The sequence below is a fragment of the Pseudomonas sp. 22085 genome, from assembly GCF_052045815.1.
GTDB classification, from domain to species: Bacteria; Pseudomonadota; Gammaproteobacteria; order Pseudomonadales; family Pseudomonadaceae; genus Aquipseudomonas; species Aquipseudomonas glycinae.
On the sequence record NZ_JBQEQA010000004.1, the window covers coordinates 44,999 to 71,031 of the forward strand.

The 26,033-nt window shown below is 60.9% G+C and carries 21 protein-coding genes, 1 tRNA gene and 2 pseudogenes; 17 read left to right on the forward strand and 7 right to left on the reverse strand.

What is annotated here, in order from left to right:
* Nucleotides 1-14: 14 nt before the first annotated feature.
* The 5 genes and pseudogenes from ACTJK7_RS05675 (at nucleotide 15) to ACTJK7_RS05695 (ending at nucleotide 5,039) form a co-directional block, all read left to right on the forward strand.
* Complete coding sequence (locus ACTJK7_RS05675; RefSeq protein ID WP_236196528.1) at nucleotides 15-611, forward strand: biliverdin-producing heme oxygenase; 597 nt, start codon at nucleotides 15-17, stop codon at nucleotides 609-611.
* A 169-nt stretch (nucleotides 612-780) separates the two neighbouring features.
* Nucleotides 781-1,176, forward strand: a complete 396-nt coding sequence (locus ACTJK7_RS05680; RefSeq protein ID WP_011335620.1) for a YbaN family protein — start codon at nucleotides 781-783, stop codon at nucleotides 1,174-1,176.
* 453 nt (nucleotides 1,177-1,629) lie between these two features.
* Nucleotides 1,630-2,637 (forward strand): annotated as a pseudogene (locus ACTJK7_RS05685) (PDC sensor domain-containing protein); the annotation flags it as partial.
* Nucleotides 2,638-2,967: 330 nt separating this feature from the next.
* Nucleotides 2,968-3,495, forward strand: a pseudogene (locus ACTJK7_RS05690) (methyl-accepting chemotaxis protein); the annotation flags it as partial.
* Between the two features lie 197 nt (nucleotides 3,496-3,692).
* Nucleotides 3,693-5,039, forward strand: a complete 1,347-nt coding sequence (locus ACTJK7_RS05695; RefSeq protein ID WP_440779835.1) for a CoA transferase — start codon at nucleotides 3,693-3,695, stop codon at nucleotides 5,037-5,039.
* 74 nt (nucleotides 5,040-5,113) lie between these two features.
* On the opposite strand, the gene arcD (ACTJK7_RS05700) is transcribed toward ACTJK7_RS05695, so the two are convergent.
* Entirely contained in the window at nucleotides 5,114-6,541 is a 1,428-nt protein-coding gene (arcD, locus tag ACTJK7_RS05700) for an arginine-ornithine antiporter (protein WP_282473724.1), read from the reverse strand.
* Between the two features lie 448 nt (nucleotides 6,542-6,989).
* Here arcD (ACTJK7_RS05700) and arcD (ACTJK7_RS05705) point away from each other — a divergent pair, with 448 nt between their 5' ends.
* The 12 genes from arcD (ACTJK7_RS05705) to ACTJK7_RS05760 all read left to right on the forward strand — a co-directional run bounded on the left by arcD (ACTJK7_RS05705) (nucleotide 6,990) and on the right by ACTJK7_RS05760 (nucleotide 21,631).
* On the forward strand, nucleotides 6,990-8,417 hold the full coding sequence (gene arcD / locus ACTJK7_RS05705; RefSeq protein WP_108563075.1) for an arginine-ornithine antiporter: 1,428 nt from the start codon (nucleotides 6,990-6,992) through the stop codon (nucleotides 8,415-8,417).
* A 34-nt stretch (nucleotides 8,418-8,451) separates the two neighbouring features.
* Complete coding sequence (gene arcA / locus ACTJK7_RS05710) at nucleotides 8,452-9,708, forward strand: arginine deiminase (protein ID WP_064598972.1); 1,257 nt, start codon at nucleotides 8,452-8,454, stop codon at nucleotides 9,706-9,708.
* Between the two features lie 69 nt (nucleotides 9,709-9,777).
* A complete protein-coding gene (locus ACTJK7_RS05715; protein ID WP_011335626.1) occupies nucleotides 9,778-10,788 on the forward strand; it encodes an ornithine carbamoyltransferase in 1,011 nt (336 codons plus the stop codon).
* Nucleotides 10,789-10,937: 149 nt separating this feature from the next.
* On the forward strand, nucleotides 10,938-11,867 hold the full coding sequence (gene arcC, locus ACTJK7_RS05720; protein ID WP_007951187.1) for a carbamate kinase: 930 nt from the start codon (nucleotides 10,938-10,940) through the stop codon (nucleotides 11,865-11,867).
* A gap of 62 nt (nucleotides 11,868-11,929) precedes the next feature.
* Entirely contained in the window at nucleotides 11,930-12,292 is a 363-nt protein-coding gene (locus ACTJK7_RS05725; RefSeq protein WP_011335628.1) for a DUF5064 family protein, read from the forward strand.
* 198 nt (nucleotides 12,293-12,490) lie between these two features.
* Nucleotides 12,491-13,999, forward strand: a complete 1,509-nt coding sequence (locus tag ACTJK7_RS05730; protein ID WP_039766033.1) for a sigma-54-dependent transcriptional regulator — start codon at nucleotides 12,491-12,493, stop codon at nucleotides 13,997-13,999.
* Nucleotides 14,000-14,430: 431 nt separating this feature from the next.
* Entirely contained in the window at nucleotides 14,431-14,814 is a 384-nt protein-coding gene (gene gcvH / locus ACTJK7_RS05735; RefSeq protein ID WP_007951190.1) for a glycine cleavage system protein GcvH, read from the forward strand.
* A gap of 10 nt (nucleotides 14,815-14,824) precedes the next feature.
* Nucleotides 14,825-17,677 carry an aminomethyl-transferring glycine dehydrogenase gene (gcvP, locus tag ACTJK7_RS05740; protein WP_440779838.1) on the forward strand — a complete coding sequence of 951 codons (2,853 nt, stop codon included), beginning with the start codon at nucleotides 14,825-14,827 and terminating at the stop codon, nucleotides 17,675-17,677.
* Nucleotides 17,678-17,876: 199 nt separating this feature from the next.
* A complete protein-coding gene (locus ACTJK7_RS05745) occupies nucleotides 17,877-19,253 on the forward strand; it encodes an L-serine ammonia-lyase (RefSeq protein ID WP_085606607.1) in 1,377 nt (458 codons plus the stop codon).
* Nucleotides 19,254-19,304: 51 nt separating this feature from the next.
* Nucleotides 19,305-20,429 carry a glycine cleavage system aminomethyltransferase GcvT gene (gene gcvT, locus ACTJK7_RS05750; protein WP_440779840.1) on the forward strand — a complete coding sequence of 375 codons (1,125 nt, stop codon included), beginning with the start codon at nucleotides 19,305-19,307 and terminating at the stop codon, nucleotides 20,427-20,429.
* A gap of 404 nt (nucleotides 20,430-20,833) precedes the next feature.
* Nucleotides 20,834-21,046, forward strand: coding sequence for a cold-shock protein (locus tag ACTJK7_RS05755; protein WP_007951194.1), 213 nt, complete (start codon nucleotides 20,834-20,836; stop codon nucleotides 21,044-21,046).
* A gap of 96 nt (nucleotides 21,047-21,142) precedes the next feature.
* Entirely contained in the window at nucleotides 21,143-21,631 is a 489-nt protein-coding gene (locus ACTJK7_RS05760; RefSeq protein WP_007951195.1) for an RDD family protein, read from the forward strand.
* Between the two features lie 58 nt (nucleotides 21,632-21,689).
* Here the strand turns inward: ACTJK7_RS05760 and nadA are convergent, their stop codons facing one another.
* The 6 genes from nadA to pal form a co-directional block, all read right to left on the reverse strand.
* On the reverse strand, nucleotides 21,690-22,748 hold the full coding sequence (nadA, locus tag ACTJK7_RS05765; RefSeq protein ID WP_108563079.1) for a quinolinate synthase NadA: 1,059 nt from the start codon (nucleotides 22,746-22,748) through the stop codon (nucleotides 21,690-21,692).
* Nucleotides 22,749-23,019: 271 nt separating this feature from the next.
* Nucleotides 23,020-23,095, reverse strand: a tRNA-Lys gene (locus ACTJK7_RS05770).
* A gap of 63 nt (nucleotides 23,096-23,158) precedes the next feature.
* Nucleotides 23,159-23,851, reverse strand: coding sequence for a 7-cyano-7-deazaguanine synthase QueC (gene queC / locus ACTJK7_RS05775; RefSeq protein WP_064383747.1), 693 nt, complete (start codon nucleotides 23,849-23,851; stop codon nucleotides 23,159-23,161).
* 1 nt (nucleotide 23,852) lies between these two features.
* Nucleotides 23,853-24,500: a 7-carboxy-7-deazaguanine synthase QueE gene (queE, locus tag ACTJK7_RS05780; protein WP_007951198.1), complete on the reverse strand. Its 648-nt coding sequence runs from the start codon at nucleotides 24,498-24,500 to the stop codon at nucleotides 23,853-23,855.
* Nucleotides 24,501-24,665: 165 nt separating this feature from the next.
* Nucleotides 24,666-25,505 carry a tol-pal system protein YbgF gene (gene ybgF / locus ACTJK7_RS05785; protein WP_108563080.1) on the reverse strand — a complete coding sequence of 280 codons (840 nt, stop codon included), beginning with the start codon at nucleotides 25,503-25,505 and terminating at the stop codon, nucleotides 24,666-24,668.
* 6 nt (nucleotides 25,506-25,511) lie between these two features.
* Nucleotides 25,512-26,009 (reverse strand): peptidoglycan-associated lipoprotein Pal, encoded by a 498-nt coding sequence (gene pal / locus ACTJK7_RS05790; protein WP_003178634.1) that lies wholly within the window; start codon nucleotides 26,007-26,009, stop codon nucleotides 25,512-25,514.
* Between the last annotated feature and the right edge of the window lie 24 nt (nucleotides 26,010-26,033).

The following is a 26,033-nucleotide window of genomic DNA, read 5'->3' on the forward strand; positions in this document are numbered from 1 at the left end:
TTCAAGGACATCTCATGAGCACCCCGGAAAAAGCCCTGCGTTCGCAACGCCTGAACCAGATCACCCACGAGCCGCACAGCAAGCTCGATGCGCTGGTCAAGGCCCACGCGCCGTTCGAGACCCGCGCCAATTTCGCCCGTTTCGTGGTCGCGCAGTACCTGTTCCAGTCGGAGCTGGTGGCGCTGTACAACGATGCCGAACTGACCGCCATCGTCCCTGACCTGCCGGCCCGCTGCCGCGCCGAAGCGGCCAGGGCCGACCTCGCCGACCTCGACACCGAAGTGCCTGCGCCAGTCGCCGGCGCCGTAAAAAACCCTAGCAAGGCCCGCGCCCTGGGCTGGATCTTCGTCTCTGAAGGTTCCAAGCTCGGCGCTGCGTTCCTGATCAAACGCGCGGTCGCGCTGGACCTGAGCGAAACCTTTGGCGCCCGTCATCTGGGCGAGCCTGAAGGCGGTCGCGCCGAAGGCTGGAAGCGCTTTGTACGCACCCTCGATTCGCTGCAATTCAGCGCTGAAGAGGAAGCCGAAGTGGAGCAAGGCGCGATCGATGCGTTCAACCGCTTCACCGTGCTGCTGGAACAGGCTTACGCCACAGAAGCCGAACCCGCCTGATCCCAGCCACACCGTAAACCCTGTGGGAGCTGGCTTGCCAGCGATGACGGCGTGTCAGACAACATCCCTGTCGACTGACCGGACGCTATCGCTGGCAAGCCAGCTCCCACAAGGAATTGCGTAAGTCTGTAAGATTCCCACCCTGTCACATAAGCCTCTCGCTGAGCCCATGCCCCAACCCGCCGCCTCCCGACTCGCCCGCCTGCTGTTCGGCCTGCTCGCCTATGTCAGCCTCGGCATCGGCCTGATCGCCATCGTCGTGCCCGGCCTGCCGACCACCGAGTTCATCCTGCTCGCCGCCTGGGCTGCGACCCGCAGTTCGCCGCGCCTGAGTGCCTGGCTGGAAAACCATCGGCTGTTCGGCCCGATCCTGAGCAACTGGCGTAACGGCAAGATCATCGCCCGCAAGGCCAAGGTCAGCGCCACCGTCAGCATGTTGCTGTGCGCCACGCTGATGCTGGTGATGCTCGATCACGGCTGGCCGATCTATCTGGCGATTGTGGGGATGACGATGGGCAACCTTTGGATCTGGTCACGACCGGAAGCGCTGCCGAAGATTTCCTGATTTTTCCCTTGTTTTCAGGGCTTTTACCCGCGCAAACGTTTAGCCATGACCGTTCGTCGGCATGCAGCTCATGCGCCCTCGCCCCGCGCCGATGAGCATTGAATGGCGCTGGATGGATTTGGCGAACCGGGCACCTTCCTGCCTCTTAGCCAACAGCTCATCCATTCGCGAGAACGTCCCATGTTCGACTCTCTGTCCATTCGCCTGAAAATCGTCCTGCTGTCCGGCCTGTGCCTGCTCGGTGTGGTCGCGCTGATCGTTGGCATCAATATTTACCAGACCAACCAGAACGACGAACTGGTCAGCACTTCCAGCAGCAAGATGCTCACCGCCAGTGTGCAGGACCTGCTGCAGGCCAAGGCTGCCGAACAGGCGGTGCAAGTGCAGAAAACCTTCGGCGAGAGCCTGCTGGTGATCACCGCCCTGGCCGACCAGGTCAAGGACATGCGCGTCATGGCTGCCAAGCGTTCGCTGGACGCCGGCGCCCTGCGTGAAGAGTTGAACCAGAGCCTGAAAACCGCCTTCGAACGCAACAGCAAGGTGCTTGGCATCTGGCTGGCGTTCGAACCCAACGGACTGGACGGCAAGGACAGCGAATTCGCCAACGATGTCGCGCGTCAGTCCAACGAGGCGGGGCGTTTCGCCAGTTACTGGAGCCGTGCTGCGGGTCCGTCGCTGAACACGATCATGGTCGAAGACGACATGAACAAGACCACCCTCAGCGTCAGCGGCACGCCTTACAACAGCTGGTACACCTGCCCTCGCGACAACAAGCGCACCTGCCTGCTCGATCCTTACGCCGACACCGTGGGCGGCAAGGAAATGCTCATGACCACCATTTCCGTACCGTTGCTGGTGGACGGCAAGGCCATCGGCGTGGTCGGCATCGACATTGCCCTGGATGCGCTGCAAGCGGCGGCCGTCAATTCCCAGCGTGAGCTGTTCAACAGTGCCGGACACATGCTGATCGTCTCCGGCAGCGGCGTGCTGGGCGCCTACAGCACCGACGCAACCAAAGTCGGCAAAGGCATCACCGAAACTCTCGGTGCCGAAGGCAAGGACATCCTGCAACTGCTGAGCGCCGGCACGCCGAAGATTCTCGAACAGGGCGACCTGATCCGCGCCGTGTACCCGGTCGATCCGATTGGCAACTCCCGGGCCTGGGGCGTGGTCATCGACCTGCCGAAACAAGTGCTGCTGGCCGACTCGGTCAAGCTCCAGGCAGTGCTCGACGACGCGCAGGAAACCGGCATGATTACCGCGTTGGCGGTGGCCGTGATCGCCGGCCTGATCGGTCTGGTGCTGATCTGGCTGACCGCCTCCGGCGTGACCCGCCCGATCAACAGCGTCGCCGAAATGCTGAAGAACATCGCCAGCGGCGAAGGCGACCTGACCCAGCGCCTGAACTACACCAGGAAAGACGAACTGGGCGAACTGGTGAACTGGTTCAACCGCTTCCTCGACAAGCTGCAACCGACCATCGCCCAGATCAAACAGAGCATCACCGAAGCCCGTGGCACCGCCGATCAGTCGTCGGAAATCGCCCGCCAGACCAGCGAAGGCATGCAGGTGCAGTTCCGCGAGATCGATCAGGTAGCGACCGCCTCCAACGAAATGAGCGCCACCGCCCACGACGTGGCCAACAGCGCCTCGAACGCTGCCAACGCGGCGAAAGGCGCCGACCAGTCGGCCAAGGACGGGATGTCGATCATCGAGCGCAGCACCCGCGACATCAATCAACTGGCCGATGAAGTCAGCAAAGCGGTCACCGAGGTCGAAGAGCTGGCAGTCAACAGCGAGCAGATCGGTTCGGTGCTGGAGGTGATCCGCAGCATTGCCGAGCAGACCAACCTGCTGGCGCTGAACGCCGCAATCGAAGCAGCCCGTGCCGGTGAAAGCGGCCGTGGTTTTGCGGTGGTGGCCGACGAAGTGCGTAACCTCGCCAAGCGCACCCAGGATTCGGTGGAAGAAATCCGCGTGGTGATCGAACGCATCCAGACCGGCACCCGTGGCGTGGTCGCGACCATGCATTCGAGCCAGACCCAGGCCCACAACAACGCCGGGCAGATCCGCCAGGCCGTGGACGCCCTCGGCAAGATCAGCGACGCGGTCACCGTGATCAGCGACATGAACCTGCAAATCGCCAGCGCCGCCGAACAGCAGAGCGCGGTGGCCGAAGAGGTCAACCGCAACGTCTCGGCGATCCGCACCGTCACCGAAACCCTGACCGAACAGGCCACCGAATCGGCGGCGATCAGCAGCCAGCTCAATGCACTGGCCAGTCAGCAGATGAAATTGATGGATCAGTTCCGCGTGTGATCGCAGTCGCCCTGAATCCCTGTGGGAGCTGGCTTGCCAGCGATGGCGGTAGATCAGTCGATACATTGTCGACTGGCACTGCGTAATCGCTGGCAAGCCAGCTCCCACAGGGACCGGTGATGTCCGGTCAATCGGGGATTTCATCTAAGCCAACAGCGTTTTGCACTATTCTGCCCTCTCGTTCCGGAGGGCCTTCGATGACTGATCTGCTCACGTCCATTCAAGCCGCGCTCGGCTTGTCCCGCACACCGATTCCGTTCACCGGCGAGGGCGCCCTGCCCTCGGCGTTTGCCGTCACCGACCTTGCCTGCGCGAGCATTGCCGCTGCCGGGCAAGCGGTCGGCGAACTCCTTCAGCAGCAAACCGGCAACTTGCCCAGCGTAGAAGTCGACTGTCGCCTCGCCTCGTTCTGGTTCGCCACCTCGCTGCGGCCGATCGGCTGGGAAGTGCCGCCGCTGTGGGATCCGGTGGCCGGCGACTACGCAACCAAAGACGGCTGGATCCGCCTGCACACCAACGCCCCGCATCACCGCGCCGCCGCTGAAAGCGTGCTCGGCGCCTGTGCCGACCGCGCGGCGATGGCAGCAAAAGTCGCGCAATGGGCCAGTGCCGATCTGGAGCGGGCGGTGGTCGAAGCCAAGGGGTGCGCGGCTGAAATGCGCAGTTGGGAACAGTGGCAGAAACATCCGCAAGGGTTGGCGGTGAATGCCGAACCCTTGGTGCATTTCAGTGATGGGAAAGAAGAAAGTCATCAACCCTGGCAAGGCTCGGTGGCGCGGCCATTGGCCGGGCTCAAGGTGCTCGATCTGACCCGCGTACTGGCCGGCCCGACCGCCAGCCGCTTCCTCGCGGGGCTCGGCGCCAACGTGCTGCGCATCGACCCGCCGACCTGGAACGAACCCGGCGTGGTGCCGGAAGTGACCCTCGGCAAACGTTGTGCGCGACTGGATCTGCATGAGCCAGCAGATCGTGCAGTGTTCGAAAGTTTGCTCAAGGATGCCGACATTCTGTTGCACGGCTATCGCGCCGACGCCCTTGAACAACTTGGCTTTGGCGTCGAACGCCGCCGACAACTGGCGCCGGGGTTGATCGATGTCTGCCTCAACGCCTACGGCTGGAGCGGCCCGTGGCAGAACCGTCGGGGTTTCGACAGTCTGGTGCAGATGAGCAGCGGAATCGCCGAGGCCGGGCAGCGCTGGAAGCAGGCGGAAAAACCGACACCGCTGCCGGTGCAGGCACTGGATCATGCGACGGGGTATCTGATGGCAGCGAGTGTGATTCGGTTGCTGGCTGAACGGTTACGCAGTGGTCGAGGTGGATCGGCGCGGTTGTCGCTGGCGCGGACGGCGAAGTTGTTGATCGAGCATGGACCGGGGACTGACCAGGCGTTGCTTCCGGAAAATCCACAGGATCAAAGCTTGAGCTTGGAGCAGACACCATGGGGGCCGGCACATCGGCTTCAGGCGCCGCTGCGTATTGCTGGAACGCCGTTGCAGTGGACTTTGCCGGCAACTGAATTGGGTTCACATCGGGCGCAGTGGTGACCTCTCCACCGTTTTCGCGAGGAAACCGGGCATCGCCGGCCAGTCGTAAGCCCCCTGATAGTCGAGCCGCAATCTCACAGAGATAACACGCCGCTGTACAACCCGTAGGCCGCGAGCCCGGCCCCCGCAATGACGCAGGTGAAAATCCCCTTCTCGAGCGTGGTGAACAACGGCTCGCCCTGCTCATGCTTGGCCTTGGCGAACAGGATCACCCCCGGCGCATACAGCAGCGCCGACAGCAGCAAATATTTCACCCCGCCGGCGTACAGCAACCACACTGCGTAGCACAGGGCGATACCGCCGATCAGCAGATCCTTGGTGCGTTCGGCGGAGGCATGTTCATAGGTTTCCCCCCGCCCGCTGAGCAATACGGCATAGGCTGCCGACCACAGATACGGCACCAGAATCATCGACGACGCGAGGTAAATCAGACTGGTGTAAGTGCCGGCGGAAAACAGCGTGATCAGCAGGAAAATCTGGATCATCACATTGGTCAGCCACAACGCATTGACCGGCACATGGTTGGCGTTTTCCTTTTTCAGGAACGCCGGCATCGTGTTGTCCCTGGCGGTGGCGAACAGGATCTCGGCGCACAACAGCGCCCACGACAACAACGCACCGAGCAATGAAATGGCCAGGCCCACGCTGATCAGCAGCGCACCCCATGGCCCGACAATGTGTTCCAGTACGGCGGCCAGCGACGGGTTCTGCAAGGTCGCCAGTTCCGGCTGGCTCATGATCCCCAGCGACAACACATTGACCAGCACCAGCAGCGCCAGCACACCGATGAAACCGATCACCGTGGCACGGCCCACATCGGTGCGCTTCTCCGCCCGCGCCGAGTAAACGCTGGCGCCTTCGATACCGATGAACACGAACACGGTGACCAGCATCATGTTGCGCACCTGATCCATCACGCCGCCGAAATTCGGATTGCTGCGGCCCCAGATGTCGCGGGTAAACACGTCAGCCTTGAAGGCCACGGCGGCGATGACCACGAACATGATCAGCGGAATGATCTTGGCCACGGTGGTCAACTGATTGATCAGCGCGGCTTCCTTGATCCCGCGCATCACCAGAAAGTGCACCGCCCACAGCAACACCGAAGCGCAGCCAATCGCAATCGGCGTATTGCCCTGGCCGAATACCGGAAAGAAGTAGCCGAGGGTGCTGAACAGCAACACGAAATACCCGACGTTGCCCAGCCAGGCACTGATCCAGTAACCCCACGCGGACGAAAAGCCCATGTAATCGCCGAACCCGGCCTTGGCGTAGGCATACACGCCGGAGTCCAGTTCCGGCTTGCGATTGGCCAAAGTCTGGAACACGAACGCCAGGGTGAGCATGCCGATTGCGGTGATGCCCCAGCCGATCAGGATGGCGCCGGCATCGGCTCGGGCTGCCATGTTCTGCGGCAGGGAAAAAATCCCCCCGCCAATCATCGAACCCACCACCAGGGCGATCAGTGCGCCAAGGCGCAGTTTTTGCGTCGGTTGCGACATTCCAGCGTCTCCAGGTTCCCAGGGCGGCATGGGCCGCGAAACCGTTATACAACCGGCTATTAACTAAATGGATAAAGCGTATGACGTTTATTGAATAACGCCAACTTACAACCGTTATATATAGCCATCGGCACTAACGCATAGCACGTTCAGACAATTTTGTGCGCGAATCCTGATAAATCAATTCTGTACTGAAAACAGCGCTGAAAAATTTGCCAAAACCTGAAAAGGAACTAGCGTGATAATTCGAAAGTAATAGGATCCATTCTTAATTATTTCCCCAAAAAGCCTCTAGGACGGGCCTTACAGACAATAGCCTTATGCCTTCATCCGGTTCATAAGTCATTCATTAACAATGGAATGTGACCATGCACTGATCTAAGTCAGCTGTTTGAAAAGCCAACAGAACTACGCTGTGAACTCTTCTCTCCTGCAATGGAGTCATGCAATGTCTGAAGCTCCCGGAAAACTACGACTAGGTGCACTGGTCGCGTTGGTAGTCGGCTCAATGATCGGTGGCGGGATATTCTCTTTGCCACAAAACATGGCCGCCAGTGCCGACGTCGGCGCGGTACTGATTGGCTGGGCCATCACCGCTGTCGGCATGCTCACCCTCGCTTTCGTCTTTCAAACCCTCGCCAATCGCAAGCCTGACCTGGACGGCGGTGTCTACGCCTACGCCAAGGCCGGTTTCGGCGATTACATGGGTTTCTCCTCGGCCTGGGGTTACTGGATCAGTGCCTGGCTGGGCAACGTCGGTTACTTCGTTCTGCTGTTCAGCACCCTCGGCTACTTCTTTCCGGTTTTCGGGGAAGGCAACACCGTTGCAGCCGTGATCGGCGCCTCTGTCCTGCTATGGGCCGTGCACTTCCTGGTACTGCGCGGGATCAAGGAAGCGGCGTTCATCAACTTGGTGACCACAGTCGCCAAGGTCGTGCCGCTGCTGCTGTTCGTATTGATCGCGATCTTCGCCTTCAAACTGGACATCTTCACCGCCGATATCTGGGGCGTGAAAAACCCGGATCTGGGCAGCGTGATGAACCAGGTGCGCAACATGATGCTGGTCACCGTGTGGGTGTTCATCGGCATCGAAGGCGCGAGCATCTTCTCGGCCCGGGCGGAAAAACGTTCGGACGTCGGCAAGGCGACCGTGATCGGTTTCATCACCGTGCTGCTGTTCCTGGTGCTGGTGAACGTGCTGTCGCTGGGCATCATGACCCAGCCAGAACTGGCCAAACTGCAGAACCCGTCGATGGCCGCCGTGCTGGAGCACGTGGTCGGTCACTGGGGCGCGGTGCTGATCAGCGTCGGTCTGATCATCTCGCTGCTCGGGGCGTTGCTATCGTGGGTGCTGCTGTGTGCGGAGATCATGTTCGCCGCCGCCAAGGACCACACCATGCCGGAGTTCCTGCGCAAGGAAAACGCCAACCACGTGCCGGTCAACGCCCTGTGGCTGACCAACGCGATGGTGCAGCTGTTCCTGATCATCACTCTGTTTTCGGCCAGCACTTACCTGTCGCTGATCTACCTCGCCACCTCGATGATTCTGGTGCCGTACCTGTGGTCGGCGGCCTACGCCCTGCTGCTGGCGGTGCGCGGCGAAAGCTACGAAGGCTTCGCGGCCGAACGGCGCAAGGACCTGATCATCGGCGCCATCGCCCTGATCTACGCGGTCTGGCTGCTTTACGCCGGTGGCGTGAAGTACCTGCTGCTCTCGGCCCTGCTCTATGCCCCCGGCGCGATCCTGTTCGCCAAGGCCAAGCTCGAACTCAAACAACCGGTTTTCACCAACGTCGAGAAGCTGATTTTCGCCGCAGTGGTCGTGGGCGCCCTGGTGGCAGCCTACGGACTGTATGACGGCTTCCTGACTCTGTAATTGCCCAACGTTTTCACTCTGGAGGATCACTGAAATGACCACGGAAAAAGTTAAGTACGGCGTCCATTCCGAAGCCGGCAAACTGCGCAAAGTCATGGTTTGCTCCCCAGGTCTGGCCCATCAGCGGCTGACCCCGAACAACTGCGATGAACTGCTGTTCGACGACGTGCTGTGGGTCGCTCAGGCCAAGCGCGACCATTTCGACTTCGTGACCAAGATGCGTGAGCGCGGGATCGACGTCCTGGAAATGCACAACCTGCTGACCGACATCGTCGCCATCCCGGAAGCGCTGGACTGGATCCTCGAGCGCAAGGTCACCGCCGATTCGGTGGGCCTGGGCCTGATCAACGAAGTCAAATCCTGGCTGAAAAGCCTGGAGCCGCGACACATCGCCGAATTCCTGATTGGCGGCGTGTCCGCCGATGACCTGCCGGACAGCTTCGGTGGCAAGACCATCCAGATGTTCCGCGACTTCCTCGGCCACTCCAGCTTCATTCTGCCGCCGCTGCCGAACACCCAGTTCACCCGCGACACCACCTGCTGGATCTACGGTGGCGTGACGCTGAACCCGATGTACTGGCCGGCCCGTCGTCAGGAAACCCTGCTGACCACCGCCATCTACAAATTCCATCCGCAGTTCACCAACGCCGATTTCGAGATCTGGTACGGCGACCCGGACAAGGATCACGGCAGCTCGACCCTCGAAGGCGGCGACGTCATGCCAATCGGCAACGGCGTGGTGCTGATCGGTATGGGCGAGCGCTCGTCGCGCCAGGCCATCGGCCAACTGGCGCTGAACCTGTTCAAGAACAAGGCCGTGGAAAAAGTCATCGTCGCCGGCCTGCCGAAGTCTCGCGCGGCGATGCACCTCGATACCGTGTTCAGCTTCTGCGACCGCGACCTCGTCACGATCTTCCCGGAAGTGGTGAACCAGATCGTCGCCTTCACCCTGCGCCCTGACGAAAGCAAACAGGGCGGCATCGACATCCGTCGCGAAGAAGGCACGTTCCTCGACGTCGTGGCCAAAGCCCTCAACCTGCCGAAACTGCGCGTCGTCGAAACCGGCGGCAACAGCTTCGCCGCCGAACGCGAGCAATGGGACGACGGCAACAACGTGGTGGCCGTGGAACCGGGCGTGGTCATCGGCTACGACCGCAACACCTACACCAACACCCTGCTGCGCAAGGCCGGGGTCGAGGTCATCACCATCAGCGCCGGCGAACTCGGTCGCGGCCGTGGCGGCGGCCACTGCATGACTTGCCCGATCATCCGCGACCCTATCGATTACTAAACGACCATCTCCCCGGCCGCACCTATCCCGTAGCGGCCGGGCCGATTACCGAATCCAAGGAGAATCATCATGGCGTTCAACATTCACAACCGTAACCTGCTCAGCCTGGAACACCACACCCCACGCGAGCTGCGCTACCTGCTCGACCTGTCCCGCGACCTCAAGCGCGCCAAGTACACCGGCACCGAGCAGCAACACCTGAAGGGCAACAACATCGCCCTGATCTTCGAAAAAACCTCGACCCGCACCCGCTGCGCGTTCGAAGTCGCCGCTTATGACCAGGGCGCCAACGTCACCTACATCGACCCGAATTCCTCGCAGATCGGCCACAAGGAAAGCATGAAGGACACCGCCCGCGTTCTGGGGCGCATGTATGACGCCATCGAGTACCGTGGCTTCAAGCAGGAAATCGTCGAAGAACTGGCCAAGTTCGCCGGCGTGCCGGTGTTCAACGGTCTGACCGATGAATATCACCCGACCCAGATGATTGCCGACGTGCTGACCATGCGTGAGCACGCCGACAAGCCGATCCACGAGATCAGCTACGCCTATCTGGGCGATGCGCGCAACAACATGGGCAACTCGCTGCTGCTGATCGGCGCCAAACTCGGCATGGATGTGCGCATCTGCGCGCCGAAAGCCCTGTGGCCGCACGACGATCTGGTCGATCGCTGCAAAAAATACGCAGAGGAAAGCGGCGCCCGCATCACCCTGACCGAAGACCCGAAAGCGGCGGTCAAAGGCGTGGACTTCATCCACACCGACGTTTGGGTATCGATGGGCGAGCCGGTGGAAGCCTGGGCCGAGCGTATCCAGCAACTGCTGCCGTATCAGGTCAACGCCGAGCTGATGAAAGCCACCGGCAACCCGCGCACCAAGTTCATGCACTGCCTGCCGGCATTTCACAACAGCGATACCAAGGTCGGCAAACAGATCGCCGAACAGTATCCACACCTGAAAAACGGCATCGAAGTGACCGACGACGTGTTCGAGTCGCCGGCCTGCATCGCCTTCGAGCAAGCGGAAAACCGCATGCACACCATCAAGGCGATTCTGGTGTCGACTTTGGCAGACCTGTAACCCGACTTTGGCACTGATCGTTCCCATGCTCCGCGTGGTAACGCCGCCCCCGGACGCTCCGCGTCCGCTGTGACGCAGAGCGTCACGGGATGCATTCCCACGCGGGAGCGTGGGAACGATCAGCGATCAACACGAAAAGGACATGCACCATGCGTATCGTCGTAGCTCTGGGCGGTAACGCCCTGCTCCGCCGTGGTGAGCCGATGACCGCTGACAACCAGCGCGCCAACATCCGCATCGCCACCGAGCAAATCGCCAAGATCCATCCCGGCAATCAACTGGTCATCGCCCACGGCAATGGTCCGCAAGTCGGCCTGCTGTCGTTGCAGGCGGCGGCCTACACTTCCGTCACCCCTTACCCGCTGGACGTGCTCGGCGCCGAAACCGAAGGCATGATCGGCTACATCATCGAACAGGAACTGGGCAACCTGCTGGACTTCGAAGTCCCGTTCGCCACCCTGCTCACCCAGGTCGAAGTCGACGCCAACGACCCGGCTTTCAAGAACCCGACCAAACCGATCGGCCCCGTCTACGAGAAGGCCGAAGCAGAAAAACTCGCTGCTGAAAAAGGCTGGGCCATCGCCCCGGACGGTGACAAGTTCCGCCGTGTGGTGGCCAGCCCCCGGCCGAAACGCATCTTCGAAATCCGCCCGATCAAGTGGCTGCTGGACAAGGGCAGCATCGTGATCTGCGCCGGCGGTGGCGGCATCCCGACCATGTATGGCGCACACGGCAAGCTGCAAGGCATCGAAGCGGTGATCGACAAAGACCTGTGCTCGGCGCTGCTGGCCGAACAGCTGGAGGCGGATTTGCTGGTGATCGCCACCGACGTCAACGCGGCGTACATCGACTTCAAGAAACCCACCGAGAAAGCCATCGCCCAGGCCCACCCGGACGAACTCGAACGCCTGGGCTTCGCCGCCGGCTCCATGGGGCCGAAGGTGCAGGCAGCCTGTGAATTTGCGCGCCATACTGGCAAGGTCGCGGTGATCGGTTCGCTCTCGGATATCGAAGCCATCGTCCAGGGCACCGCCGGTACTCGGGTCAGCACAGCAGCGCCAGGCATCACCTACCGATAAAAAGAAACTCCGGGGGCAGACCTCAGGTCTGCCCTTCTCCCATGCCTTGAAAGGAGAAACCCATGGCCCAGTTCGAACCCGGTCATTTGCATATCGAGCGGCATGCGTTGACTGACGACGACGTCAATTACAACGTGCACCTCGACTATGAAGTGTTCACCGATCCCCAGAAAGGCAAAGGGATACAGTTCACCCTGCATGGCAGCATGCAGGGCAAAGAGGTCAACGAACCGTTCTTTCTGCCCAAGGAGGAAGCCTACAACTTCGCTCGCAACGTGACGCAGATTGCCGAAAAGTACGGCATTCCCAAGAGCCACAGCCAGATCGGCTCGGTGCACAAGCATTACGACCTGATGTTTGAAGACATCCGCATGAAGTTGAATATGAAATCCGGGGATCCGGTCAATCCCGAGCATTTCGAGTAACACTTTTCTACTGATCGTTCCCTCGCTCTGCGTGGGAACGCCGCCATGGACGCTCCGCGTCCACTGTGACGCAGAGCGTCACGGGATGCGTTCCCACGCAGGAGCGTGGGAACGATCAGCGCAGGACGCAGATTTCACCAATTCCCCGCCCCAAGGCATACTTGCCCCCCTCAGCACTCCAGAACCCAGAACCGCCCCATGCGTATCCACGTCAGCTTCATCGACCGCGTCGGCATCACCCAGGAAGTCCTGGCTATCCTCGGCGGGCGCAATCTCAATCTGGATGCGGTGGAAATGATCCCGCCCAACGTCTACATCGACGCCCCGACCTTGAGCCCGCAAGTGCTCGAAGAGCTGAAAGATGCGCTGTTTCGCGTGCGTGGTGTAGAAGCAGTGACCGTGGTCGACATTCTCCCCGGCCAGCGCAGGCACTTGCAGCTCGACGCGTTGCTCGCAGCGATGACCGACCCGGTGCTGGCGCTGGACAGTGCCGGCAAGGTGCTGCTGGCCAACCCGGCGCTGATCGCCCTGTACGGTCGTGAACCGGCGGGCGAAAGTGTCTCGGAACTGTTCAACGATCCGGGCCTGCTCGAAACCTTGCTCGAACAGGGCTTCCGCCTGCCGCTGCGGGAAATCACCGTCAACGGCCAGACCCTGTTGCTGGACGCCACGCCGATCACCGACGCCGGCGCCTTGCTCACCCTGTATCAACCCAACCGCATCGGCGAACAACTCTCGGCGTTGCACCACGACCATGCCGAAGGCTTTGATGCGCTGCTCGGTGAATCGCCGCCAATCCGCACACTCAAGGCTCGCGCCCAACGCGTCGCGGCCCTCGATGCGCCGCTGCTGATCCAGGGCGAAACCGGCACCGGCAAGGAACTCGTCGCCCGCGCCTGCCACGCCATCAGCGCCCGGCACAGCGCACCATTCCTCGCACTGAACTGTGCGGCCCTGCCGGAGAACCTCGCCGAAAGCGAACTGTTCGGCTACGCCCCCGGCGCCTTCACCGGCGCACAACGCGGCGGCAAACCGGGACTGATGGAGCTGGCCAACCAGGGCACGGTGTTCCTTGATGAGATCGGCGAGATGTCGCCGTACTTGCAGGCCAAACTGCTGCGCTTTCTCAACGATGGCAGCTTCCGTCGGGTCGGTGGTGATCGTGAGGTGAAGGTCAACGTGCGGATTCTCAGCGCGACCCACCGCGACCTGGAGAAAATGGTCAGCGAAGGCCTGTTCCGCGAAGACCTGTTCTACCGTCTCAACGTGCTCAACGTCGAAGTGCCGCCACTGCGCGAGCGCGGGCAGGACATTTTGCTGCTGGCGCGCTATTTCATGCAGCAGGCCTGCGCGCAGATCCAGCGCCCGGTCTGCCGCCTGGCCCCGGGCACCTATCCGGCGCTGCTCGGTAACCGCTGGCCAGGCAACGTGCGGCAATTGCAGAACGTGATCTTCCGCGCCGCCGCCATTTGCGAAAGCAGCCTGGTGGACATCGGCGACCTCGACATCGCCGGCACCTCCGTGGCACGCCAGACCGACACCGATGTCGACAGCCTCGAAGAAGCGGTCGAAGCCTTCGAAAAATCGCTGCTGGAAAAGCTCTACGTCAGCTACCCCTCGACCCGCCAACTGGCCAGCCGCCTGCAGACCTCGCACACCGCAATCGCCCATCGGCTGCGCAAGTACGGCATCCCCAACAAGCCCTGAACACACTGCATCCCCTGTGGGAGCTGGCTTGCCAGCGATAGCGGTGGGTCAGTCACTTTCATTGTTGGCAGTGCCACCGTCATCGCTGGCAAGCCAGCTCCCACAGGGTTAATCGGAACGCAAGATATCCGCCCAAAAGCGACCTCCATCTGTACTGAAAGCGCTACAGCGGAACGATATCGCTACACCTTCCTCCGATCACCGCTGTGCAAGGCTTTGATCCGGTTCAGCTTTTTTCTTCGCCCTACACTGTAGCGATTTCGCTACAGCCAACGTGATCGCGCTCACCCAAAAATCAATCAAGCCATTGATTTATAACGATATTTTTACATTGGCCGCGTTCTTGCTAAGTAACCGTTCATAAAATCAGGGCATTGCCGCCCGAGTATTCCACCGCGTCCACCAGACGAGTCTGGCCCCTAGGAGATTCCATGAGCGAGTTGCGTTTTACTGAAGATCACGAATGGCTGCGCGCCGAAGCCGATGGTTCTGTCACCGTTGGCATCACCGCTTTCGCGCAGAACGCCCTGGGCGACGTGGTGTTCGTGCAACTGCCTGAATTGCAGGCGTACGAGAAAGGCGCCGAAGCCGCCACCGTGGAATCGGTAAAAGCCGCCAGCGGCGTTTACATGCCGCTGGACGGTGAAGTCCTGGCCACCAACCCGGCCCTGGAAGACAGCCCTGAGCTGGTCAACGAAGATCCGCTGGGCGAAGGCTGGTTCTTCCGCTTCAAGCCAGCCGACGCTTCGGCCGTCGCCAAGCTGCTGGATCAGGACGCCTACGACCGCCTGATCAAAGCCCAAGCCGAAGCCTGAGGAACCTGACATGACCCAAGTTAATCTCGGCACCGCCAACGAATTCATCGCCCGTCACATCGGCCCGCGCGCCGGTGACGAGCAAGCCATGCTCAACAGCCTCGGCTTCGACTCGCTCGAAGCCCTGAGCGCCAGCGTCATCCCGGAAAGCATCAAGGGCACCAGCGTGCTAGGCCTCGACGACGGCCTGAGCGAAGCCGATGCCCTGGCAATGATCAAAGGCATCGCCGGCAAGAACCAGCTGTTCAAGACCTACATCGGCCAGGGCTACTACAACTGCCACACGCCGTCGCCGATCCTGCGCAACCTGCTGGAAAACCCGGCCTGGTACACCGCTTACACTCCGTACCAGCCAGAAATTTCCCAGGGCCGTCTCGAAGCGCTGCTGAACTTCCAGACCCTGATCAGCGACCTCACCGGCCTGCCGATCGCCAACGCCTCCCTGCTCGACGAAGCCACCGCTGCTGCCGAAGCCATGACCTTCTGCAAACGCCTGAGCAAGAACAAGGGCAGCCACCAGTTCTTCGCCTCGATCCACAGCCACCCGCAAACCCTCGACGTGCTGCGCACCCGTGCCGAGCCGCTGGGCATCGACGTGGTCGTGGGCGATGAGCGCGAGCTGACCGACGTCACACCGTTCTTCGGCGCACTGCTGCAATACCCGGCCAGCAACGGTGATGTGTTCGACTACCGCGAACTGACCGAACGCTTCCACGCTGCCAACGCACTGGTGGCCGTGGCCGCTGACCTGCTGGCTCTGACCCTGCTGACCCCGCCGGGCGAATTCGGCGCCGACGTGGCCATCGGCAGCGCCCAGCGCTTCGGCGTGCCGCTGGGCTTCGGTGGCCCGCACGCGGCTTACTTCTCCACCAAAGATGCGTTCAAGCGCGACATGCCGGGCCGTCTGGTCGGTGTCTCGGTTGACCGCTTCGGCAAACCCGCCCTGCGTCTGGCGATGCAGACCCGCGAGCAACACATCCGCCGCGAGAAAGCCACGTCGAACATCTGCACCGCACAAGTGCTGCTGGCCAACATCGCCAGCATGTACGCCGTGTACCACGGCCCTAAAGGCCTGACCCGGATCGCCAACCGCGTGCATCACCTGACCGCGATCCTGGCCAAGGGCCTGAGCGCACTGGGCGTGACCGTCGAGCAAGCCAGCTTCTTCGACACCCTGACCCTGGCCACCGGCGCGCAAACCGCCGCGCTGCATGACAAGGCTCGCGCTCAACAGATCAACCTGCGTGTGATCGACGCTCAGCGTCTGGGCCTGTCGGTCGACGAAACCACCACCCAGGCCGACATCGAAACCCTGTGGAGCCTGTTCGCCGACGGCAAGACTCTGCCGGAGTTCGCTGCGCTGACCGCTGCCGCGCAAAGCACGATTCCGGCTTCGCTGGTTCGTCAATCGCCGATCCTCAGCCACCCGGTGTTCAACCGCTATCACTCGGAAACCGAGCTGATGCGCTACCTGCGCAAACTGGCGGACAAGGACCTGGCACTGGATCGCACCATGATCCCGTTGGGCTCGTGCACCATGAAACTCAACGCCGCCAGCGAAATGATCCCGGTGACCTGGGCCGAATTCGGCGCCCTGCACCCGTTCGCCCCGGCCGAGCAAAGCGCCGGTTACCAGCAACTGACCGACGAACTGGAAGCGATGCTCTGCGCCGCCACCGGTTACGACTCGATCTCGCTGCAGCCGAACGCTGGTTCCCAGGGTGAGTACGCAGGTCTGCTGGCGATTCGCGCCTATCACCAGAGCCGTGGCGAAGACCGTCGCGACATCTGCCTGATCCCGTCGTCCGCCCACGGCACCAACCCGGCGACCGCCAACATGGCCGGCATGCGCGTGGTCGTGACCGCGTGCGACGCCCGTGGCAACGTGGACATCGAAGACCTGCGCGCCAAGGCCATCGAGCACCGCGAACACCTCGCGGCGCTGATGATCACCTACCCGTCGACCCACGGCGTGTTCGAAGAAGGCATCCGCGAAATCTGCGGCATCATTCATGACAACGGCGGCCAGGTGTACATCGACGGCGCCAACATGAACGCGATGGTCGGCCTCTGCGCACCGGGCAAGTTCGGCGGCGACGTCTCGCACCTGAACCTGCACAAGACTTTCTGCATCCCCCACGGCGGTGGCGGCCCGGGCGTCGGCCCGATCGGCGTGAAATCGCACCTGACTCCGTTCCTGCCGGGCCACGGCCAGATGGAGCGCAAGGAAGGCGCGGTCTGCGCAGCACCGTTCGGCAGCGCGAGCATTCTGCCGATCACCTGGATGTACATTCGCATGATGGGTGGTGCAGGTCTCAAGCGCGCTTCGCAACTGGCAATCCTCAACGCCAACTACATTTCCCGTCGCCTGGAAGAGCACTACCCAGTGCTGTACACCGGCAGCAACGGTCTGGTGGCGCACGAGTGCATCCTCGATCTGCGCCCGCTGAAAGACAGCAGCGGCATCAGCGTCGATGACGTCGCCAAGCGTCTGATCGACTTCGGCTTCCACGCCCCGACCATGTCGTTCCCGGTGGCCGGCACGCTGATGATCGAGCCGACCGAAAGTGAATCCAAGGAAGAACTGGACCGTTTCTGCGACGCCATGATCCGCATCCGCGAAGAAATCCGCGCGGTGGAAAACGGCACGCTGGACAAGGACGACAACCCGCTGAAGAACGCTCCGCACACTGCGGCAGAGCTGGTCGGCGAGTGGACTCACCCGTACAGCCGCGAACAAGCGGTGTACCCGGTGGCGTCGTTGATCGAAGGCAAGTACTGGCCGCCGGTCGGTCGCGTCGACAACGTGTTCGGCGACCGCAACCTGGTCTGCGCCTGCCCGTCGATCGAAAGCTACGCTTAAACGAATGGGGGCAATCATCTGCCCCCACTTCCAACAACACCGCAAAACCTGTGGGAGCTGGCTTGCCAGCGATGAGGGTGGATCAGTCTCCACTTCCATTGCCTGACACACCGCCATCGCTGGCAAGCCAGCTCCCACAAGGAAATGCATCAAGCCTGATATCCCGCCAATTCCTATAACAAGAAACCGGAGAACAACCATGTCGTTAAGCGTGTTCGACCTGTTCAAGATTGGCATCGGCCCCTCCAGCTCCCACACCGTCGGCCCGATGCGCGCAGCTGCGCGCTTCGTCGAAGGCCTGCGCCGGGAAAACCTGTTGTCGGCCACCACCAGCGTCAGGGTCGAGTTGTATGGATCCCTCGGCGCCACCGGCAAGGGTCACGGCAGCGACAAGGCCGTGCTGCTGGGTCTGGAAGGTGAACATCCGGACACCGTGGATACTGAAACCGTCGCCGCCCGTCTCTCGGAGATTCGTGGCAACGGGCGTTTGAACCTGCTCGGTGAACACAGCATTGCGTTCAACGAGAAAGAACACCTGGCAATGATCCGCAAACCGTTGGCCTATCACCCCAACGGCATGATCTTCCGCGCCTTCGATGCGGCGGGATTGCAGATCCGCAGCCGCGAGTACTACTCGGTCGGCGGTGGTTTTGTGGTCGACGAAGATGCGGCCGGCGCCGACCGCATCGTCGAAGACGCCACGCCGCTGACCTTCCCGTTCAAGAGTGCCAAGGACTTGCTCGGTCATTGCGCCACCTATGGTCTGTCGATCAGTCAGGTGATGCTGACCAACGAAAGCGCCTGGCGCCCGGAGGCGGAAACCCGCGCCGGCCTGCTGAAAATCTGGCAAGTGATGCAGGACTGTGTGGCCGCCGGCTGTCGCAACGAAGGCATTCTGCCGGGCGGCCTGAAGGTCAAGCGGCGGGCGGCGGCGTTGCACCGGCAACTGTGCAAGAACCCGGAATCGTCGCTGCGCGATCCGCTGTCGGTGCTGGACTGGGTGAACCTCTACGCTCTGGCCGTCAACGAAGAAAACGCCAACGGCGGGCGCGTGGTCACGGCACCGACCAACGGCGCGGCGGGGATCATTCCTGCGGTGCTGCATTACTACATGCGCTTCATTCCCGGCGCGAACGATGACGGCGTGGTGCGTTTCCTGCTCACCGCCGCGGCCATCGGCATTCTGTACAAGGAAAACGCCTCGATTTCCGGCGCCGAAGTCGGCTGTCAGGGCGAGGTCGGCGTGGCCTGTTCGATGGCGGCCGGGGCGTTGTGCGAAGTCCTCGGTGGCAGCGTGCAACAAGTGGAAAACGCCGCCGAAATCGGCATGGAACACAACCTCGGCCTGACCTGCGACCCGATTGGCGGACTGGTGCAAGTGCCGTGCATCGAGCGCAACGCCATGGGCTCGGTCAAGGCGATCAACGCCGTGCGCATGGCCATGCGCGGAGACGGGCAGCATTTCGTCTCCCTCGACAAGGTCATCCGCACCATGCGCCAGACCGGCGCCGACATGAAAAGCAAATACAAGGAGACCGCCCGTGGCGGTCTGGCGGTCAACATTATCGAGTGTTAATTAGCCCCCTCTCCCTGCGGGAGAGGGTTGGTGTGAATCAAGGAGTTCCGCATGTCCACCGAACAATTGTCGAAAACCCCGCTGCACGCTCTGCACATCGAACTCGGCGCCCGCATGGTGCCGTTCGCCGGCTACGACATGCCGGTGCAATACCCGCTGGGCGTGATGAAAGAACACCAGCACACCCGTGAGCAGGCCGGGCTGTTCGATGTCTCGCACATGGGCCAGATCCGCCTGACCGGCGCCAATGCCGCCAGAGCCCTGGAAACCCTGGTGCCGGTGGACATCATCGATCTGCCGGTGGGCATGCAGCGCTACGCGATGTTCACCAACGAAACCGGCGGCATCCTCGATGACCTGATGGTCGCCAATCTCGGCAACGACGAACTGTTCCTGGTGGTCAACGCCGCGTGCAAGGACCAGGACCTGGCCCATCTGCAAAAACACATCGGCGACCAGTGCAAGATCGAGCAACTGTTCGAAGAACGCGCCCTGCTCGCCCTGCAAGGCCCCGCCGCCGTGACCGTGCTGGCACGCCTGGCACCGGAAGTGGCGAAAATGACTTTCATGCAATTCACTCGCGTGAAGCTGCTGGGCGTTGACTGCTTTGTCAGCCGTTCGGGCTACACCGGTGAAGACGGTTTCGAAATCTCGGTACCGGCAGGCGATGCAGAAAAACTCGCACGCGCCCTGCTGGCCGAACCCGAAGTGGCGGCCATCGGCCTCGGCGCCCGGGATTCACTGCGCCTGGAGGCCGGCCTGTGCCTGTACGGCCACGACATGAACTCCGAGACCACGCCGATCGAAGCCAGCCTGCTGTGGGCAATCTCCAAGCCACGGCGTGCCGATGGTGCGCGCGCCGGTGGTTTCCCGGGTGCGGAGCAAGTCTTCGCTCAACAGCAAAACGGCGTGTCGCGCAAACGCGTCGGCCTGCTGCCGCAAGAGCGTACGCCGGTCCGAGAAGGTGCAGAGATCGTCAACGAAGCGGGCGAGATCGTCGGCAGCGTGTGCAGCGGCGGTTTCGGCCCGACCCTGGGCGGTCCGTTGGCCATGGGTTACCTGGACAGCGCCTACGTCGCACTCGACACGCCAGTTTGGGCGATTGTTCGTGGGAAAAAGGTGCCATTGCTTGTAAGCAAAATGCCATTTGTTCCACAACGCTACTATCGCGGTTGATTGACTGTTTCTATAAGTAACGCGATTGCGTTATGCGTGCACTAATGTGTAACGCAATCGCCATAAAACAGTGCACTCTGTTTACATTCGATTCGAATATGAACTTGGCTTATAACGTTCGAAAACAATTGAACAAGCTAATCGTATAAGCCGGACTAGTGAATCGACTAAGTGCCAGCAAGGGCAGGAAAACCGGGGCCTTCGCGGGGCTTGTTTTTCCTCCCGTAGTTGGCGTAGAGTTTGTCCACTGTGTTTGCATGGGTCAGCTTGGAATCGTGACCTGGGCAGTAGCCTACAAGTTAGCTACATCCCGTTCGACGTCTTCTTACTCTCCTGCAACCAGCCCCAGTACTCTTTCATGAGAAGGAGACTGTCATCAATTTATGCGTCAAAGGAAATAAGAAATGTCCACACGTCAGAGCGGTACCGTCAAGTGGTTTAACGACGAGAAAGGTTTTGGTTTTATCACTCCAGAAAGCGGTCCGGATCTGTTCGTGCATTTCCGCGCCATTCAGGGCAACGGCTTCAAGAGCCTGAAAGAAGGCCAGAAAGTGACCTTCGTTGCTGTGCAGGGCCAGAAAGGCATGCAAGCTGACGAAGTCATCGCAGAAGCCTGATTTCTGTAACGAAAAAGCCCCTGATATTGATATCAGGGGCTTTTTTGTGGGCGCAAATCCGTAAAATGGCGCTTCACTTTCCGTCCAGAGGCTGCCATGTCGAAACACCTGCTCACCCCCCAGGGCGATTTCCCCGCCGTCGGCCTGGGCCGTCGTCTGGCAGCGATGTTTTATGACTTTCTGCTGTGCACCGCCCTGCTGATCGTGACCGGTGGCGTCTACAAGATGATCCAGGCCGCGATCATCGGTGAGGAGCGTCTGCGGGTTCTGACCGACGCCGGGCAGCTGGATGGCGATCCTCTCTACTCCACGGTGCTGCTGCTGGTGCTGTTTGGTTTCTTCGCCAAGTTCTGGACTCACGCCGGGCAGACCCTGGGCATGCAGGTCTGGGGCATTCGCGTGCAGAACGCTGATGGCACTGCAATCAGCCTGTGGCAGGCGTTGCTGCGGTTCATGGTGTCGATTGCATCGTGGCTCTGCCTGGGCCTGGGGTTCTTCTGGTCACTGTTCGACAAACAGAAACGCGCCTGGCATGACATCTACTCCGACACGCAGCTCGTGCGAATTCCGAAGAAAGCAAAATAAATCCGCAGATGCAAAAACGCCCCGATCCAATCGGGGCGTTTTTGTTTGCGTCGCAAGGTCAGGCGTTGCCGGCCAGTTTCATCCGCGCGGCCTGAGTGAAATCGAGCATGCGCTTGAGCGGACGAATCGCCTGCGGGATCAGGGCCGGGTCGACGAAGATCTCGTTCGAGCCGTCCTTCAGGCACTTGAGCGTGCGCTCAAGGGTGTTCATGGCCATCCACGGGCAATGTGCGCAACTGCGGCATGCCGCGCCGTTACCGGCGGTTGGCGCTTCGATGAAGACCTTGTCCGGGCACAACTGCTGCATCTTGTAGAAGATGCCGCGATCGGTGGCGACGATCAGCGTCTTGTTCGGCAGCGATTGCGCGGCGGCAATCAGCTGACTGGTGGAACCGACGGCGTCCGCAAGCTCGATCACCGACGTCGGCGACTCCGGGTGCACCAGAATGGCGGCGTCCGGATACAGCGCTTTCATGTCTTCCAGCTGCTTGGACTTGAACTCTTCGTGGACGATGCATGCACCATCCCAGAGCAGCATGTCGGCGCCGGTCTGACGCTGGATGTAGGTGCCCAGGTGCTTGTCCGGGCCCCAGATAATGGTTTCGCCGTTGTCCATCAGGCTCTCGACGATTTCCAGTGCGCAGCTGGAGGTCACCACCCAGTCGGCCCGGGCTTTGACGGCGGCCGAGGTATTGGCATACACCACCACGGTGCGTTCCGGATGCTGATCGCAGAACGCCGAGAACTCGTCCACCGGGCAACCCAGATCCAGCGAGCAGGTCGCTTCCAGGGTCGGCATCAGCACACGTTTTTCAGGGTTGAGAATCTTCGCGGTCTCGCCCATGAATTTCACGCCGGCGACCACCACGGTCTTGGCCGGATGGGCGTTGCCGAAGCGGGCCATTTCCAGGGAATCGGAAACGCAACCGCCGGTTTCTTCGGCGAGGGCCTGGATGACCGGATCGCAATAAAAGTGGGCAACCAGCACCGCGTCCTGAGCCTTGAGCTCGGCGGCGATGGCGGAACGGTAGTAAGCCTCTTCCTCGGCCGTCAGCGGCTTGGGCTGCTTGGCGTCGAGGTGGGCTTGTACCAGAAGGCGTTCGGAAATCTGCGTCATGTTCGCAAGACCTGCAGGCGCGTTCGCGCGAAAGTCGAGTATACACCCGGCTCCGGACCGCTTGAGGGTACCGCCGGGAGAGTGAGTATTATCAGGCACGGACAGCATTGAAGCTGCGCAAGGCTACAGAATATCCCGTTGATACAAAAGATGATTCTGACCTGCGTCACGGCAGGAAGAAACGAAGGGAGGGATGCCCGGATCGCAGGCAAAAAAAAACCCGGAAATCCTCACTTTCGTGGGCCTTCCGGATTTTCTAAACCGCCAAATATGGTGGGTCGTGTGGGATTCGAACCTACGACCAATTGGTTAAAAGCCAACTGCTCTACCAACTGAGCTAACGACCCGCTGTGTGGTGGCGCGTATAATACTGATTTTTAAGGACTATTCAACACCTAATTTGAAAAAAATCAAAAATAAGGTGTCGGATCGCTGATTCCGGCCGCCACGAAGCCTTCCGCACGCAGTCGGCAGCTGTCGCATTTACCGCAAGCACGGCCGTCATCGTCCGCCTGATAGCAGGAAACGGTCAGCCCGTAATCAACACCCAGCTTCACGCCCGCCTGGACGATCTGCGCCTTGCTCAGATTCTGCAGCGGTGCCTGGATGCGAAAACCATTGCCTTCGACGCCAGCCTTGGTCGCCAGATTGGCCATGCGCTCAAACGACTCGATGAACTCGGGACGGCAATCCGGGTAACCGGAGTAATCCACTGCGTTGACGCCGATAAAGATGTCACGGGCGCCGAGCACTTCAGCCCAGCCCAGAGCCAGCGACAGGAAAACCGTGTTGCGTGCCGGCACGTAAGTCACCGGGATGCCTTCGCCCAATTCTTCCGGGATGTCGATGCTGGTGTCGGTCAGGGCCGAACCGCCCATGCCGTTCAGGTTCAGGCCGATCACCTTGTGCTCGACCACGCCCAGATCGCGGGCAACGCGAGCAGCGGCATGCAGTTCGGCGTGGGAACGCTGACCGTAATCGAAACTCATCGTGTAGCAGGCGTAGCCTTCAGCGCGGGCCATGGCCACGACCGTAGCCGAGTCCAGACCACCGGACAGCAGGATTACCGCACGTTTTTGGCTAGTGTTCAGTTGTTCAGTCATCTCAGCGCCCCGGCTCATCATTCCATAGATATTTATGCAGCTGCAGTTGCAGGCGCACTGGCAGGTTATCCGCCACCACCCAGTCCGCCAGATCCCGAGCATTCAGGTCGTGGTGACTCGGGGAAAACAGCACTTCACCTGCACGTCGCTCAAGACCGTACTGGATCAGCTTCGATACCGCCCAGTCATAGTCCTCCCGCGAGCAGATGACAAACTTCACCTGATCGTTGGGCGTCAGCAGTTCGATGTTCTCGTAACGGTTGCGATGGGCTTCTTTGGAGTCAGGCGTCTTCAGGTCGACCACCCGACTGACCCGCGGATCGACCGCCGAGATATCGAGAGCGCCGCTGGTTTCCAGCGAGACTTCGTAGCCGGCATCGCACAACTGTTTGAGCAAAGGGATGGCATTGGGTTGTGCCAGCGGCTCACCGCCCGTGACACAGACGTAGCGCGGGCGAAAGCCGGCCACTTGCTCGAGGATGTCGTCGAGGGTACGGATCGTGCCACCGCTGAACGCGTAGGCGCTGTCGCAGTATTGGCAACGCAATGGGCAACCGGTCAGGCGCACAAAAACAGTGGGCAGCCCGGCAGTCCGCGTTTCCCCCTGCAACGAGTAGAAAACTTCGGTAATTCTCAATGTGTCTTGCATAGTCGCCACGGGCGTAACAGCTAAACAGGCTGTCCGCCTCCGTCAGGCACTTCAGGCAACCCCGCCAACGCGTAGATCACCAGAAGCGTGTTTCATAAAAGGGCGTGAATTCTAACGAAAAAACCCGCGACAGGCGCGGGTTTCTTCCAAACGGGTCAAACGGTGTTACATGCGTTGCAGATCGCGCTGGGCCAACTGCGCGGCGGACGTGCCCGGATATTGGGCCACCACCTGCTGCAGAATGCCTTTGACCTTGTCGGTATGACCGAGGCGGCGCTCTACATCAGCCAGCTTGTACAGAGAATCCGGCACTTTGGCGTGCTTGGGATACAGCTGCGAAACCTTGGCGAAAGCCTGACCTGCACCTTGCAGATCACCTTTGGCCAGGTTCACTTCACCCAGCCAGTACTGGGCGTTGCCCGCGTATTGGCTGTTCGGGTATTTACGCAGGAAAGCGGCAAACGCCTGGCTGGCCTTGTCGAAATCCTTGGCCTTGATCAGGTCGAAAGCTGCATCGTAATACAGCTTTTCCTTGGCCGGATCAGCCGGTTCGCCACCCGCGGCAGGTGCCTGGGCGGCCGCAGCGGCCCCGGCTCCAGCGGCGGCACCGGCAGCAGCACTTGCATCGCCACCGGCAGAAGAATTCTCGGGAGTCGCGGCAGGTGCAACGCCGGATCCTATGCGCCGATCAAGATCCTGGTATCGCTCCAGGGATTCCTGCTTCATGCGCGAAACCTGATTCTGCAGTTCTTCGATCACGCCTTGCTGGCGCGATATCTGATCCTGCATTTGTTGCAGTTGGTTGAACAGCATGCCTTGTGCCGAGGCAGGGGCCGAAGCCGCTCCCCCGGCATAGGCGCCGTTCGTACCGTAACCTGCAGGCGGATAACTGCTCCCGCTATTGTTATAACCGGAGTTGTCATCGACCACAGGAACCGCAGCCCACGCCGCAAGCGGCGCGAGGCTGAGAGCCAGAACAGTTACAGCACGACGGCACGTTCGCATATCGAATTACTTACGCAGTTCGACGCGACGGTTTTGAGCCCAGGACTGCTCGTCGTTGCCGGTAGCAACTGGACGCTCTTCGCCGTAGGAAACCAGTTCCAGCTGAGCTGGGGAAACACCTTGCAGTACCAGGTAGCGCTGAACGGCTTTCGCACGACGCTCGCCCAGTGCCATGTTGTACTCACGAGTACCACGTTCGTCGGTGTTGCCTTCCAGAACAACGCGAGCGCCGTTTGCTTTCAGGTCTTTGGCGTGAACGTCCAGAGCGCGCATGGCTTCTGGCTTCAGGTCCGAGCTGTCGTATTCGAAGTAGAAGGTGGTGATTGCGCGCAGAGCAGCTTCTTCGCTCAGGGAACCGTCAACTGCACCAGTGTTTGCGCCGTAACCAGCGTTTGGATCAACAGCGCCTTCACCGGCGTTGTCGCCGCCTTTGGACGAGCAACCTACAGCTACAGCCATGGCCAGAGCCAGCGCAGCAAATTTACCAAACTTCAGCATTTCCATCGTGAAACTCCTAATGAACCCCAG

What these genes read in the sequence shown, in the direction of transcription:
- ACTJK7_RS05675 (WP_236196528.1), top strand. Translation starts at nt 15, where the DNA reads ATGAGCACCCCGGAAAAAGCCCTGCGTTCGCAACGCCTGAACCAGATC.
- ACTJK7_RS05680 (WP_011335620.1), top strand. Translation starts at nt 781, where the DNA reads ATGCCCCAACCCGCCGCCTCCCGACTCGCCCGCCTGCTGTTCGGCCTG.
- ACTJK7_RS05695 (WP_440779835.1), top strand. Translation starts at nt 3,693, where the DNA reads ATGACTGATCTGCTCACGTCCATTCAAGCCGCGCTCGGCTTGTCCCGC.
- arcD (WP_282473724.1), bottom strand. Translation starts at nt 6,541, where the DNA reads ATGTCGCAACCGACGCAAAAACTGCGCCTTGGCGCACTGATCGCCCTG.
- arcD (WP_108563075.1), top strand. Translation starts at nt 6,990, where the DNA reads ATGTCTGAAGCTCCCGGAAAACTACGACTAGGTGCACTGGTCGCGTTG.
- arcA (WP_064598972.1), top strand. Translation starts at nt 8,452, where the DNA reads ATGACCACGGAAAAAGTTAAGTACGGCGTCCATTCCGAAGCCGGCAAA.
- ACTJK7_RS05715 (WP_011335626.1), top strand. Translation starts at nt 9,778, where the DNA reads ATGGCGTTCAACATTCACAACCGTAACCTGCTCAGCCTGGAACACCAC.
- arcC (WP_007951187.1), top strand. Translation starts at nt 10,938, where the DNA reads ATGCGTATCGTCGTAGCTCTGGGCGGTAACGCCCTGCTCCGCCGTGGT.
- ACTJK7_RS05725 (WP_011335628.1), top strand. Translation starts at nt 11,930, where the DNA reads ATGGCCCAGTTCGAACCCGGTCATTTGCATATCGAGCGGCATGCGTTG.
- ACTJK7_RS05730 (WP_039766033.1), top strand. Translation starts at nt 12,491, where the DNA reads ATGCGTATCCACGTCAGCTTCATCGACCGCGTCGGCATCACCCAGGAA.
- gcvH (WP_007951190.1), top strand. Translation starts at nt 14,431, where the DNA reads ATGAGCGAGTTGCGTTTTACTGAAGATCACGAATGGCTGCGCGCCGAA.
- gcvP (WP_440779838.1), top strand. Translation starts at nt 14,825, where the DNA reads ATGACCCAAGTTAATCTCGGCACCGCCAACGAATTCATCGCCCGTCAC.
- ACTJK7_RS05745 (WP_085606607.1), top strand. Translation starts at nt 17,877, where the DNA reads ATGTCGTTAAGCGTGTTCGACCTGTTCAAGATTGGCATCGGCCCCTCC.
- gcvT (WP_440779840.1), top strand. Translation starts at nt 19,305, where the DNA reads ATGTCCACCGAACAATTGTCGAAAACCCCGCTGCACGCTCTGCACATC.
- ACTJK7_RS05755 (WP_007951194.1), top strand. Translation starts at nt 20,834, where the DNA reads ATGTCCACACGTCAGAGCGGTACCGTCAAGTGGTTTAACGACGAGAAA.
- ACTJK7_RS05760 (WP_007951195.1), top strand. Translation starts at nt 21,143, where the DNA reads ATGTCGAAACACCTGCTCACCCCCCAGGGCGATTTCCCCGCCGTCGGC.
- nadA (WP_108563079.1), bottom strand. Translation starts at nt 22,748, where the DNA reads ATGACGCAGATTTCCGAACGCCTTCTGGTACAAGCCCACCTCGACGCC.
- queC (WP_064383747.1), bottom strand. Translation starts at nt 23,851, where the DNA reads ATGACTGAACAACTGAACACTAGCCAAAAACGTGCGGTAATCCTGCTG.
- queE (WP_007951198.1), bottom strand. Translation starts at nt 24,500, where the DNA reads ATGCAAGACACATTGAGAATTACCGAAGTTTTCTACTCGTTGCAGGGG.
- ybgF (WP_108563080.1), bottom strand. Translation starts at nt 25,505, where the DNA reads ATGCGAACGTGCCGTCGTGCTGTAACTGTTCTGGCTCTCAGCCTCGCG.
- pal (WP_003178634.1), bottom strand. Translation starts at nt 26,009, where the DNA reads ATGGAAATGCTGAAGTTTGGTAAATTTGCTGCGCTGGCTCTGGCCATG.